The sequence below is a fragment of the Agrobacterium sp. S7/73 genome, assembly GCF_019355535.1.
GTDB lineage: Bacteria > Pseudomonadota > Alphaproteobacteria > Rhizobiales > Rhizobiaceae > Agrobacterium > Agrobacterium tumefaciens.
In genome coordinates, this window is the sequence record NZ_CP072137.1 from 1,928,419 (window position 1) to 1,941,022 (window position 12,604).

The following is a 12,604-nucleotide window of genomic DNA, read 5'->3' on the forward strand; positions in this document are numbered from 1 at the left end:
AATGATCGATTTTGCATGATTTGATCGTGCAAAATTTGTTGATTTCATTCCTGTTTGCTTAACCCCGTTTTTTGAAATCTGCGAAGTTCGGCGACCTCGTCTAGCTTCCGTTCGGCTTTTGCATCAAGGAGCGGGCTCGCCCCGTAGTCCAAGCCAAGGGTCAGCATGCCTTTTCAGAAAACAAAAGACCGAGAGGAATATTCGCAGCATCTTCTTCTCCTGTGTCGAGTTGCAGCCTGGATGGGCGTGGCGCTGGCGACTGGCTGGTTCGTGTTTTTCATTCTCACGGAAAGATGGGGCATTGCGCTCAGCCTCCTCATTCTGGGGGTTGCAATCGTTCCGTGCTGGCTAACTTGTCTGATGGGCCACTTTTCCCTCGGACTCATTCTGGCACAGAGCGCCTGTATCCTGTTCGTCTGCTGGTATTCCGTCGCTATCGATGTCTCAGACGATACCATACCGAGGACGACGCATCTCTACCTGCTCGTCATCATCTTCGTCGGCTACATGAATTTTCAACGCCAGCGTTCCGCCGCCCAGTTTCTGGTCATCGCGGCAAGTCTCGTGGCCTTTGTTTATTTCTGCGCGTCGGCCGCGCGGTTTTCGTTCAGTACTCCCATGCCGCAGGATGTGCGCAGCATCAGCGCCTGGTTCAACAGCGTTTTCGCAGCGTTGATGCTGTGTGGCGGCGTCGCCGCCATGCAGGCGCAGTTTCGCAGTCATACAAAAAAAGCCCTGGAACTGCGCTCCGCGCTTTCGAATGGCCAGTTTGAACTTTTCTATCAGGCGCAGGTTCGCGCGGATGGCACGCTGCTTGGCGCAGAGGCGCTGTTGCGGTGGAACCACCCGAAACGGGGATACATCCCGCCAGCCGATTTCATCGCGCTTGCGCAGCAAACCGGTTTCATGCCGACAATCGGCGCTTGGGTCATTGCCGAAGCCTGCAAGACACTTGCGAGATGGCAGGAGAACCCGGCAACCCAGAATCTCACCTTGTCTATCAACATTACTGCCGATCATTTCGTCGACGCGGGATTTTCCGGGCAGCTTCTTGATGCCGCCTCGTCTCAGGGCATCAAGCCACAGCTTCTAAAGCTGGAGCTGACCGAGAGCGTTTTCCTATTCGACATAGAAGCAGCGATCGCGAAAATGAAGCTCCTTGATCGTTCCGGCTTCACGATTTCACTCGACGATTTCGGCACTGGCTACTCCTCACTAAGCTACCTGCGGCAATTGCCGCTCAAACAGATCAAGATTGATCGCAGCTTCGTGACGGGGGTGATCGAAAGCGGGCGTATGGCGACAATCACGCGAAATATCGTCCAGATGGGGCACGACCTTTCGCTGGAAGTTCTGGCCGAAGGCGTGGAGACCGAGGCGGAGCTGCGGATGATGCTGTCCTACGGCTGCCGATTGTTTCAGGGCTATCTTTTTGCGAGGCCGACCAGCCTCGTCGAATTCGAGCAATATGCCGCCCGTCCATCGTCCTGACCGGACGTTTTGCAATAGGCTGAGGCAGCCGGATCGAATTCAGTGGCGTGCCTGCCGGCAGATCAGGCCGTTGAACAATGCACCATTCGTCGGGTAGAGCTATCTTGCCCGTCAGGATCGCAATCGATCCGCATCATTTCGTTGGTTCGCATGATCCCAGTAGCACTACCCTCCGTCGAAACGCTGCTTTTGCTTGCCTTCTTTCTTGCCACGACACTGGTCTGGGGTATCTGGACAGTGGTGTTGATTGCACGATACGCAGGAGGCCGCTGGGCGCGCCCGATGATGCTGCCCTATGGTCTGGCGACCGCCATTGCGATTTTTACACTTTGGCAGTTCGGTAATTTCTATCTCCAGATGCGTGCCTATGACAGGGAAATGGCGTCTAGCTATCGCCCGGAGCTTGGGGAGCCGGTGCGCCTTGGCCAGATCGACATGCCCAAAGGCACGAAACTTGAACTGGCCGTGGCTGACACCAGGGAATCCTTCAACCGCGCGGTCTTCCCCTATCCCGTGCGGGTCGCGAATGTCGATGCCGTCGAGATCGCCCGCTATATCGCGATAAAAACCAACGGAAATTATGAGACCGTCGGCTTTTTTCCAGAGACGATGCGGGTGACGGGCAACGGCGTGACCCTGCAGAGCGGCTGGCGCTGCGATGCGGCACAACCGGTGGAGTTCGACCTGGATGCTGACGGGGATGTATCCGCTTTCAGCCGATGTGTCCTTGCCGACGGGAACATCGTCGACGGCATTGTCTTGCCGAAGGGCACATTTCTGCGTGCCTCCACCGGCAATGTTTATACCGACGGTTTCATCGATTCCGACAGGTGGGTTCTCGACACGCCCACGGGCCAGGCTATCCGCATTGATGATTTCGCTCTTGAGGATGTCACGCTCGCCCTTGATGGCGAAAGAAAACTCTATGAAATCCGAGGCGCGGTTTTGTCGAAGGAAGCAACGGCGGGCGCGCTCCACTTCGCAGCCGGCAGTGGAATTCGCCTCAATCCCCGGCACATCCGGACTGATTATCCCGGTGCATGGTTGATAACACCATCTCCTGCGTCCACCGGTTCTGAACCGGTGTCGCCTCGGTCAAGCGTGCTGAACAGAGGCGGAAAGCTTCTGGCCACCCTTTCCGACTAGCGCACTGGTGGACAAGCTACTCTAAACGATCTCGATGGAGGTCTCTCTTGCGATCACGTGCACGCGACCCCAGATATCGCGCATTGTTGAAAGTGCGCGTTAATGAACCCTCAGACCTACCTACCGATAAAGACCGACCGGCTGATCCTTCGTAAATTCCAGGCCGCTGATCTCGCCTCATACGCCGATTACCACACGCGCGATGACGTCTACCGTTTCCTCTATGCCGCACCGCCTTCGGATGATGCGGTGAAAACCCAATTCGCAGCGCTGCTCGAGGCTCCGTTCGAAGAGGACGGCGATACGTTGCTACTTGCCGTTACGCGCAGCGACGATGACACGTTGATCGGTGAAGTCCTGCTGAAAATCGCGAGCAAGGCGGCTTTGCAGGCGGAAGTCGGTTATGTTTTCAATCCTGATTTTTCAGGTAAGGGATATGCGACGGAAGCCGTCCGGGCCATGATAAGCCTTGGCTTCGAGACGCTCGGATATCACCGGATTTTCGCGCGGCTGGATTCCCTGAACCACGGATCGATCGGCGTTGTTGAACGCCTAGGCCTGCGGAAAGAAGCGCATTTGATCGAGAATGACCGGTTTGGCGGCGCCTGGGGGGACGAATTCATCTATGCCACCCTGAAGAGGGAGTGGGCGTCTACCCCGTGATCTTGCGCAGGTGATGATTATGTCGGGTTTGAAGGAAATTGTCGGTGTCTCAACTGGTCTTGATCCTCGGCGATCAATTATCTCCCTCCTTATCTTCGCTGGATGGTGTCGACAAGACGCGCGACACGATCCTGCTTTGCGAGGTAATGGCGGAGGCTACCTATGTCGGCCATCACAAAAAGAAGATCGCCTTCATCTTTTCCGCCATGCGCCACTTCGCCGAGGAACTGCGTGGCGAAGGATACCGGGTTCGCTACACGCGGATTGATGATCCCGACAATGCGGGCTCCTTCTCGGGTGAGGTGCAGCGGGCGTTAAACGACCTGACCCCCTCCATGATTTGCGTCACCGAGGCTGGAGAATGGCGCGTCAAGTCAGAGATCGAGCGCTTCGCCAGTGCCTTCAATATCGAGGTCGATATCCGCCCTGATCGGCGCTTTCTTGCCAGCCATGAGGAGTTCGAGCGCTGGGCGGCCGGGCGCAAAAGCCTGACGATGGAATATTTCTACCGGGAAATGCGTCGCAAGACTGGCCTGTTGATGAATGGTGAAGAGCCGGTCGGTGGACGCTGGAATTTTGACTCGGAAAACCGCAGCCCCGCCAAGCCGGATTTGCTGAGGCCAAGACATCCCGTCTTCGCACCGGACAGGACAACAAGCGATGTCATCGACACCGTCGAGCGGCTGTTTCCCGACAATTTCGGCAAGCTTGAGAACTTTGGTTTCGCCGTCACGCGCGCCGACGCCGAGCGGGCGCTCAGTGCCTTCATAAACGATTTCCTGATGAATTTCGGCGCCACGCAGGATGCCATGCTGCAAGATGACCCGTATCTCAACCACTCGCTTCTGTCTTTTTACATCAATTGCGGGCTGCTGGATGCGCTGGAGGTCTGCAGGGCGGCGGAGCGCGCCTACTACGAGGGCGCGGCACCGCTCAATGCCGTCGAGGGTTTCATTCGCCAGATCATCGGCTGGCGGGAATACATGCGTGGCATCTACTGGTTTGCCGGGCCTGACTATGTCGACAGCAATTTCTTCCAAAACGACAGGCCGCTGCCGGGCTTTTACTGGACGGGCAAAACCCACATGAACTGCATGGCGACCGTAATTACGGAAACCATCGAAAATGCCTATGCTCACCATATCCAGCGCCTGATGATCACGGGAAACTTTGCCCTTCTCGCCGGCATTGATCCGAAGGCCGTTCATCAATGGTATCTCGAGGTCTATGCGGATGCCTATGAATGGGTTGAGCTGCCGAATGTGATCGGCATGACCCAGTTCGCCGATGGCGGCTTTCTCGGAACAAAGCCCTATGCCGCAAGTGGCAACTACATCAATCGCATGTCGGACTATTGCAGTAATTGCCGCTATGATCCCAAGGAGCGTCTCGGTGACAAGGCCTGTCCATTCAACGCGCTATACTGGGATTTTCTGGCCCGCAACCGTGAAAGGCTGAAATCCAACCATCGGTTGGCGCAGCCCTACGCCACATGGTCCCGGATGAGCGAAGACGTCCGCCATGATATCAGGGCAAAGGCAGCTCTGTTTTTGAACCGCCTGAGCTGACGCGGCCCTTTCTCTGTTTTCACCGAACGGCGGGACACCCGATCAGAGCTGTCCCTGCGCATGTCTCAGTCATGACGCGGCTCGTAAACCCAGCTCCGCGTGGTGCCGACAGCGCCGCCGATCCATGCCGCAATAGTGCCAATGATGAGAGCGGCGAAGGCGAGCTATCGGAAACGACGTGAAGCCTGCCGCGTTTCTCAGCTTCCTTTAAACTATCACTTACCAGCCGTAGCTGAATGTCAGGCCGCTGCCGTTGTCTCCGTTCTGCTCTACGTTGGTTTCGGTGTTCCGCCCATACTGGAAAATGCCATAGGCATTATTATTGCCGTTTTGCTGCAGCGTTGCGGAATGGCCGTTGCCCCGCTGCCGGATAAAGCCGAGATTGCCGCGACCGTTCTGGGCGATGCCTGCCGCATTTCCCCGGCCCAGTTGCCGGATGTCTGCGTCTTTCAGATCGCGATAAAGCGAGTAGGCGCGCAGACCGGTTGAGAGCAGGTCACCATCCCCGGAATTGCCGGGCGCGAGGTCAAAGGAAATTCGGCCACCGGCATGGGCGGGAGCCGTAAACCCGAGCGGCGCAAGGCCTCCAACAAGCAGAGTGACGGTGAGAAGTTTCAACACGTTGCGGGTCATTCTGATCTCCATTCTGTCAGTGCCCTTGCCGATGATCCACTCTCGCATCCTGCAACTGAACCCGAACGGAATTGCCCATTCACATGTCGTTCAGTCGCTGCACGAGGATCAAAGAAAAGGGCGCTCAACCGGCGCCCTCTCTGGTGGAAATGTATGGTTGAAATCAGCCTAGTTGCCGCCAACCTGCTTCGTGCAGCTGAAGCGCCTGCCATCGATTTCGAGATCCAGCACTGCCTTGTACTTCGCTCCCTTCGCGCCAAGCGTTACCGAAGTCAGAAGTTGCGAACGCCCGGCAGCGGCATCAAAGCCGCCGCCCTGGTCGATGACGGAACTCCCGCTGCCTCCTGAGTTTTCGACGTGAAAGGCATAGGTACCTCCAGCACCGGTGTTGCCCTTTGCGAAGGCCTCCAGCCTGACCATGCCTGCCTGTGGTGTTGCCTTGATCTCGCAAAGCTTGCCTTCGCTCAGGTCATTTGCGGTCGACATGGCTGCGATGGCGCCGAAGGGAAGCAGTGCAACGGCAAGGATAGCCGCCAGGCGGCGTGGATGTGTGACGCTATGGGGCATGGCTAGTCTCCTTGATGATCTGTTGACTTGATCTCGACCAGTTGCACGTCAAGGCCTGCGGCGGCTTACGGGCAGGCCTGCACGAAGGCCGCTACATTGTCATTGCCGCCCTGGTTGACATTGGCGCTGCACCCACGGCCAACCTGAACGCCAGCCGCGATGTTGCCGTTGCCGTCCTGGGTCAGGATGGTGGTGTGGTTGGAGCCGAACTGGCCGATGCCCGCCACGTTGCGGTTGCCGTTCTGATAGGTGGAGCCGTAATTGTCATGCCCCTCCTGACCCACAGCCGAAAGGTTGTGACGACCATATTGATGGCCGACGATCCGGTTATAGCCGCCGTTCTGGTAGGTGCGGATCCGGTTGCCGTAACCTTCCTGTGCACCACCGGCAGAGTTCGACCAGCCATATTGTTCGATGCGCACATCGTTGGCCATGGCGGGGGCCGTGGCGGTGAAGCCAACGAAAGCGGAGAGTGCAATTGCTACGAAAGACGTACGGATCATGACTGTCTCCTCAGGCGGATAAGACCGCGGTTGAACGTCTTTGTTGTAGACGGTCCCGTTGGAACGGAAGCTGAAGAGATTATTCAGTCGTGGTTCATTGGCGGGGTATGGTCCCAGCGTCGCAACAATGGTGACGAACAGGATGCCTAAAGTTTTCTTGGCAGGATGAAACCAAATTGGCTCGCCTTTCGTACATGGGTTACGCCTTCAATGTTCAGGCGAAAAGGGAGACGAATCTGGGTCCGATGGAGCTTCAAAGCCACGCTAGCCAGCCCGCAAATGCAGGGTCTGCTGCAAGAGATGATCTGACACGAGCAACCATAACCGTTGCCTGGGTCATCATCCTCAACAAGCCATTTTATCCGCTTTACGTGTGGTATCTGGTCGATGACGGGGCTGCGGCATCGCTTGTCACCCTATTGTCGGTGCCATTCTTTCTCGCGATACCACTCCTGGCGAAAAAATCCCCTTTGGCCGCGCGCCTCGCTCTCCCTTTGGTGGGAACAATCGACACGCTGTTTGAAACCAAAATATTCGGCCATGCTTCTGGCACCGAATTTTTCTTCGCAGCCTGCATCATGCTTGCAGCCATGTCGTTCCGCGCAGACGAGAAGCTCTGGCAATATGCGACGGCAATCCTCGTCTTCATCGCTTTCTTTTTCTCGCGGACGTTTCTGGGCGCGCCGCTGCAATCCTGGTCGGCAGATGATCTTGCAACGCTTCTCAATCTGAATGCGTTCTCTGCCGCCAGCCTCATGGTCTTTATCGCCCTTAGATATGCCGGCATTTCACGGCGAACCGAAATCTGAACAAGAGCCGTGCCATCGACAGGAGGAGTTTATGCTTAGACATTGTAACCGCGTGATTGGTGCCCTGACATTTTCGCTGTTTCTGTTTGCCGGTTTTGCGGTTTCCGCAGCCCCCAAACCAGTTGCCGTGGGTCTCGATCATTACCGCGGTACCTGGCTTGAAATCGGCCGTACACCCATGTTGCTGACAGACGGATGTGTTGCAGGATATTCCACCTATCGGCAGGGAGCATCGGCAGATGAAGTGCTGATAGAGGATGGCTGTCGAGCAGGAAATCCGAAGGGTGGCCTCAAGACGGTGAACGGCGTCGGCAAGATTGAGGATTTTGGATCAACCAATGCGAAGATGCGCGTTCGCTACCCTCTTTTCATCACATTCAATTATTGGGTTTTCTACAAATCGCCTGATAAGTCCTGGTTCATCAGCGCCAACCCGTCGACCGGCGATGTGTGGATCTACGCCCGCAACATCCCGTCCAAAACGAAGCTCAATAAAATGATAACGAAAGCACGTGAGCTTGGCTACGACGTCAGCAAGCTCGAGTTCCCGGTCCAGAAATAACAGCTGATGGAGCGCATGGATGATGCAGTCGCTTGAAAATGGCTACAGGGCGATCGTCTTGGGCGCATCCGGCGGCATTGGTGGAGCCCTGTTGTCGCACTTCGAGGCCGACCCTCGTTGCGCGTTCGCCTTGCCGCTCTCGCGAAGCGTCGATGGTCTCGACATAACGAACGAAACCACAGTGCGCGAAGTTGCCGCCCGTCTGGAGGCTCAGCGCGGCTCCTTCGACCTGATATTCAACGCAACCGGTGCCTTGACGGTCGATGGTGCCGGTCCCGAAAAGTCGATAAGGGCGATCGACGAAGTCCACATGGCGAGGCAGTTTGCGGTCAATGCCATAGGCCCTGCTTTGCTCTTGAAGTATCTCACCCCGCTTCTGCGCAGAGACAGGCGAAGCATTTTCGCCTCCCTGTCCGCTCGCGTTGGCTCGATTGGCGACAACAGATTGGGCGGATGGATCTCCTACAGAGCATCCAAGGCCGCTCAAAATCAGATCATCCGAACCGCAGCCATCGAAATCGCCCGCACAAACCCACAGGCCATCATCGTGGCACTTCATCCCGGAACAGTCGAAACAGAGCTGTCCCAGCAATTTTCGAAGGGCAAAGACTTGTTCACCCCGCAGCAGTCTGCCGCGCGACTGATGGAAACAATCGATGGTCTCTCAACGGCACAAACAGGGCAGTTTTTTGCCTATGACGGTTCAAGGATCGAATGGTGATTACCGGCATTCGTTGACGCCGGCGAATTTGAAGTGAGCGAATGATGGGCCATCATACCGCTGAAACTCTTTCCTCGTCGTCTTGTGATTTGCTCACTTCTATAAGGGAGTGTCCGGCTGACGAGAGTGGAATCGGAAGGGAAAACTGGCTCTTCGTCAGCTAGGAAAAATAGCGCTAAGTGCATCATCCACGTACTTGGCTCTACCTGACCAGCATAGCCCAAGGCGGATATCTACCTGAAATCGAGACATTCATGCGTTGGACACTGAAATCCAACGCATCAGCCGAACGCTTACTTTCAAGCAAATTGAATCCCGCACTTAAAACGACGAATCTAGTTTTGTGGAAGCGTCTTCTCATAGGCGGCCAAAGCGGCGTCTAATTTTTGCCTGTCACCCCAAATAGCTCTTGAGTCATATGCGCGAAGTGGGAACTTTCCCCAATCAAGCTCTATTTCGAGTGCGTGGTCTTTAACAAAACGTTGCACCATAGTCTTTAAGCTGACCGGTTCACCGCTGCAACAATTTATCACACCCACCACTTCCGTCTGAGACGACACTGCTGCAATCTGCGCGCCCAGATCTTTTACATGGATAAAGTCATAAAGAAGTTCGCCACTGTTTAGTGGGAACGATTTCTTTCCATCATCTGTGGCTTGAAGCAGTTTGGCGAATATTGAATTATTAAGCTCGTCGTCGCCGTAAATGTAAAAGCACCTCAACCATTGATATACGGCAGAGAACTCTTTGCAATACAGTTCCTGTACAAGGCGAAGATGGTTTTTTGCTATCCCATAAGCATGGAGAGGCGATGTCGCCGTGTTCTCGGAAATTGGCCCAATATGATAGCCCACCTCATGCATGGTGCCGAGACCGACGACGTGCTTCAATCCACCTTCCAGCATGTTCCGGATGAAGTTGATGTGGCCAGGCAGATTTTTAAGATGTTTGTCGCTTGCATGACTAAAACCATCCTCCCAGGCTAAGTGAATCAAGATGTCCGGGCGCCCAACGGTTTCGAAGACGGACTTGTCTGAGTTAAGAATGTCGAGGTTAATGACTTTCGCACCCGGAACCTGTGTCGTTCCCCGTCGAGTAGTCAGAACGACATCGTGCCCTTGTTCTATCAGCCAAAGCGCAACATATCTTCCAACGTAACCTTCGCCGCCTGTTACAAGATACTTCAAAATTCACCACCTTTGCGCCTCGCGACGCCTACATTTCTCTACGTGACCATCCAGTAATCGCAAGGTATCTGGCAGTAGAATCGCCTGCGCACAACCACCCGGACGCAATAATAGGCAAAACTTCAGAAATTTTGACCTGAGACCCTGAACTTCCTCTAGAATTTGGTAGACTCCGTTACGATCAGGAGACGGACGAATGAAGCGTTCACGGTTCACAGAGAACAGATCATCGGGATATTGAAGGAGCAGGAGGCGGGAGCGAAGACGGCGGAGGTCTGCCGCAAGCACGGCATCTCGGATGCAACCTTTTACAAATACAAGGCGAGGTATGGCGGCATGGATGTGTCCGACGCTCGCAAGCTGAAGGCATTGGAGGACGAGAACGCCAAGCTGAAGAAGCTCTTGGCCGAGGCCATGCTGGACAATGCGATCCTGAAGGATGTCGCTTCAAAAAAATGGTGACGCCCGATGTGAAGCGGAATGCGGTGCATGTCTGTGCGCAGCACGGGGTGAGCCAGCGTCGGGCGTGCGAGGTTCCGTCGGTGGATCGGTCGAGCATGCGATATAGCAGTGTTCGGCCGGACGATGCGTCCATTCGGGAGGCGATGAAGAAGGTGGCATCCGAACGTCGCCGCTTCGGCTATCGGCGCATCCACGTGATGCTCGACCGGCAGGGGATCGTCATGAACATGAAGGAGCTTCGGCGTCTCTACCGCGAGGAGAAGCTGACGGTGCGCAAGTGTGGCGGCCAAATGCGGGCCTTGGGCACGAGACGTCCTCTGGCTCTGCCGTCGCGTCCGGGCGAGCGCTGGAGCCTGGACTTCGTCAGCGATGCCTTCACCGACGGCCGCCGGTTCCGTATTCTGGCGGTGGTCGACGACTTCACCCGTGAATGCCTGTGCCTGGTCGCAGACACATCCTGTCGGGCGTTCGGCTTGTCCGGGAATTGGACAGCCTCATCGCCAGACGCGGTAAACCGAGGACGATCGTCTCGGACACCGGGACGGAGATGACCAGCATGGCCATCCTCAAATGGTGCCACGAGACCAAGGTCGACTGACATTACATCGCCCCCGGCAAGCCAATGCAAAACGGCTTCGTCGAAAGCTTCAACGGCAGCTTCCGCGACGAGTGCCTCAACGAGACTCTGTTTTCGTTGCTCGCTCAAGCCCGCGCCGCAATCACGGAATGGGAGGAGGATTACAACAAGAACAGGCCTCACTCGTCGCTGGGCAACATCACACCCAGCGAATTCGCAATGAAAATGGCTATGGAAAAATGGGCCACATTGAAAACCCAGGACTCTCCCGAAAGCTGGAGGGAGATTGGGTCTCAGGTCATGATCCCCCGCCACATGTCACGGGGCAATACAGGCACGGGGACATACGGCATGCTAGTTGCAACATGCAGAAGACTATATCCAGACTGAATTGGTCTCCAAGTTGGGGCATCGAAGAGGGTATCGATGCACTCAATCAATGGATTGTCACTCAGTAGCGAAAGTAGAACAGACCAGGTGAACACTGAACCGCTCCGGGCTTGCCGGAGGCTGTTTCTGTGAAATCTTGGTGACGTAAAAAATCTACTTTCAAGGCGATTGCATCATAGGCGAAAATGAAGACGAGCCCTTTTTTGGGCACACGTATTAGTTGATACCCATCTTCAGCACTGAAAGATCACACGCCTTCTCAGCCATGCATGCGACGCGGGCACGTGTTGCATCAGCTGTATTTTCTCTCAAGTTTGCATCGTCGATGAGATCGACAATGGCCTCCGTCCAAAGCACTGAATCGTATGGCAGGAGAATTTCGTCTCCATCCCGGTTCGTTCCATATGCTTCGCTTAACGAAAAGACTGCGGCGGCGCCGAAGCGTGCCACGTCAATCCGTTTTGTTGGTGAGCGGCAGGCATTGACGTGTGAAGGGCAAAGAGGCACGAGCATGATATCGATGGGTCGGTTCGTGCTTTCCGTTAGGTACTCAGCCCAGGAGACCGGATTACGCACTGTAACGCGATCCATCTTATTCCAAATCTTCCTCGCGCGCTGGTCAGCAAAGACCTCAAACCGCGCGTTCGGCCGTTTTTGCAGGACGGTAGCGATTATCGGCTGAAGAAATCGATGTTCGCTGTAATGAACCGAGGTGGCGTGATAAGCGATCAGGACCTCGCTGCCTAAGGGGCGCGATGCTCTTTTGATATCCCACAATTGCGGAGGAGGGGCTGGTGGAACGACCAGGAATTCAACGCCGCCGAGGCTTTCACCAAGGCGTTGTGTGGAGACCCAAACAGCGTCGAGATAACGGTTTAGCTGCTTCAGGGGATAGAGACCACGATAATACAGGAAGAAACGATATGCGAGAGAGGCGTCGCGTCCTGAAATGACTGCAGGTATGTCGTCGTCGAGAAAGAGAACGACACCTGCAAGTTGGTCTTGGTTGCGCCTTATCCATCTCGTAGCGGTTGAGGAAGCGTATCGGCACAGAATGACCAGGGCACCATCGGCGTTCAGATCGTCGAAATTCTTGCCTCTTATGTCGGCCAGCTGATAGTCGAGATCAGGGCGGTCGGCGAAGCGCGCAGTAAAATAATAGTCTGCAGTCGGATTGGGATGGCGGCCAAATACGATGACATTCTTTACCGGGCGCTGACGGGTTTCTCCTGCATTCTGACGTACAGCCGGTCTTGGCAGGAGTTTTTCGTGAATAGCGTGCCGGAAAATCTTGATTATCGTCATGTTTGCGGTCCGCAGGCACG

12 protein-coding genes and 1 pseudogene are annotated in these 12,604 nt (G+C 55.4%); 8 read left to right on the forward strand and 5 right to left on the reverse strand.

The genetic code is table 11. The features are described from left to right. The first annotated feature begins 165 nt into the window (after window positions 1-165). From J5276_RS23735 to phrB, 4 genes are all read left to right on the forward strand, one after another. The gene (locus tag J5276_RS23735) at window positions 166-1,491 is read left to right on the forward strand and encodes a bifunctional diguanylate cyclase/phosphodiesterase (protein ID WP_111796627.1); all 1,326 of its coding nucleotides are present in this window, start codon (window positions 166-168) and stop codon (window positions 1,489-1,491) included. A gap of 150 nt (window positions 1,492-1,641) precedes the next feature. Beyond that, the gene (locus tag J5276_RS23740) at window positions 1,642-2,637 is read left to right on the forward strand and encodes a hypothetical protein (RefSeq protein ID WP_174012444.1); all 996 of its coding nucleotides are present in this window, start codon (window positions 1,642-1,644) and stop codon (window positions 2,635-2,637) included. A gap of 102 nt (window positions 2,638-2,739) precedes the next feature. Further along, window positions 2,740-3,300 carry a GNAT family N-acetyltransferase gene (locus J5276_RS23745; RefSeq protein ID WP_111796625.1) on the forward strand — a complete coding sequence of 187 codons (561 nt, stop codon included), beginning with the start codon at window positions 2,740-2,742 and terminating at the stop codon, window positions 3,298-3,300. A gap of 44 nt (window positions 3,301-3,344) precedes the next feature. After that, the gene (gene phrB / locus J5276_RS23750; RefSeq protein WP_111796624.1) at window positions 3,345-4,868 is read left to right on the forward strand and encodes a (6-4)DNA photolyase; all 1,524 of its coding nucleotides are present in this window, start codon (window positions 3,345-3,347) and stop codon (window positions 4,866-4,868) included. A 219-nt stretch (window positions 4,869-5,087) separates the two neighbouring features. On the opposite strand, the gene J5276_RS23755 is transcribed toward phrB, so the two are convergent. The 3 genes from J5276_RS23755 to J5276_RS23765 all read right to left on the reverse strand — a co-directional run bounded on the left by J5276_RS23755 (window position 5,088) and on the right by J5276_RS23765 (window position 6,571). Further along, complete coding sequence (locus J5276_RS23755; RefSeq protein WP_019566754.1) at window positions 5,088-5,501, reverse strand: cryptic curlin major subunit; 414 nt, start codon at window positions 5,499-5,501, stop codon at window positions 5,088-5,090. Between the two features lie 168 nt (window positions 5,502-5,669). Next, complete coding sequence (gene csgH, locus J5276_RS23760) at window positions 5,670-6,068, reverse strand: curli-like amyloid fiber formation chaperone CsgH (protein ID WP_111796623.1); 399 nt, start codon at window positions 6,066-6,068, stop codon at window positions 5,670-5,672. A gap of 65 nt (window positions 6,069-6,133) precedes the next feature. Then, on the reverse strand, window positions 6,134-6,571 hold the full coding sequence (locus J5276_RS23765) for a curlin (RefSeq protein WP_111796622.1): 438 nt from the start codon (window positions 6,569-6,571) through the stop codon (window positions 6,134-6,136). Between the two features lie 245 nt (window positions 6,572-6,816). Here J5276_RS23765 and J5276_RS23770 point away from each other — a divergent pair, with 245 nt between their 5' ends. The 3 genes from J5276_RS23770 to J5276_RS23780 are packed head-to-tail and all read left to right on the forward strand — an operon-like array spanning window position 6,817 to window position 8,663. After that, window positions 6,817-7,380: a hypothetical protein gene (locus tag J5276_RS23770; RefSeq protein ID WP_111801995.1), complete on the forward strand. Its 564-nt coding sequence runs from the start codon at window positions 6,817-6,819 to the stop codon at window positions 7,378-7,380. Window positions 7,381-7,411: 31 nt separating this feature from the next. Next, window positions 7,412-7,942 carry a lipocalin family protein gene (locus tag J5276_RS23775; RefSeq protein WP_174012446.1) on the forward strand — a complete coding sequence of 177 codons (531 nt, stop codon included), beginning with the start codon at window positions 7,412-7,414 and terminating at the stop codon, window positions 7,940-7,942. A gap of 19 nt (window positions 7,943-7,961) precedes the next feature. Further along, a complete protein-coding gene (locus J5276_RS23780; RefSeq protein ID WP_162694932.1) occupies window positions 7,962-8,663 on the forward strand; it encodes an SDR family oxidoreductase in 702 nt (233 codons plus the stop codon). A gap of 335 nt (window positions 8,664-8,998) precedes the next feature. On the opposite strand, the gene J5276_RS23785 is transcribed toward J5276_RS23780, so the two are convergent. Next, window positions 8,999-9,850 carry an NAD(P)-dependent oxidoreductase gene (locus tag J5276_RS23785; protein WP_209159669.1) on the reverse strand — a complete coding sequence of 284 codons (852 nt, stop codon included), beginning with the start codon at window positions 9,848-9,850 and terminating at the stop codon, window positions 8,999-9,001. Window positions 9,851-10,046: 196 nt separating this feature from the next. On the opposite strand from J5276_RS23785, the pseudogene J5276_RS23790 reads away from it, so the two are divergent. Continuing rightward, window positions 10,047-11,279 (forward strand): annotated as a pseudogene (locus J5276_RS23790) (IS3 family transposase). Window positions 11,280-11,495: 216 nt separating this feature from the next. Here J5276_RS23790 and J5276_RS23795 read toward each other — a convergent pair. Continuing rightward, the gene (locus tag J5276_RS23795; RefSeq protein ID WP_111796539.1) at window positions 11,496-12,584 is read right to left on the reverse strand and encodes a hypothetical protein; all 1,089 of its coding nucleotides are present in this window, start codon (window positions 12,582-12,584) and stop codon (window positions 11,496-11,498) included. Between the last annotated feature and the right edge of the window lie 20 nt (window positions 12,585-12,604).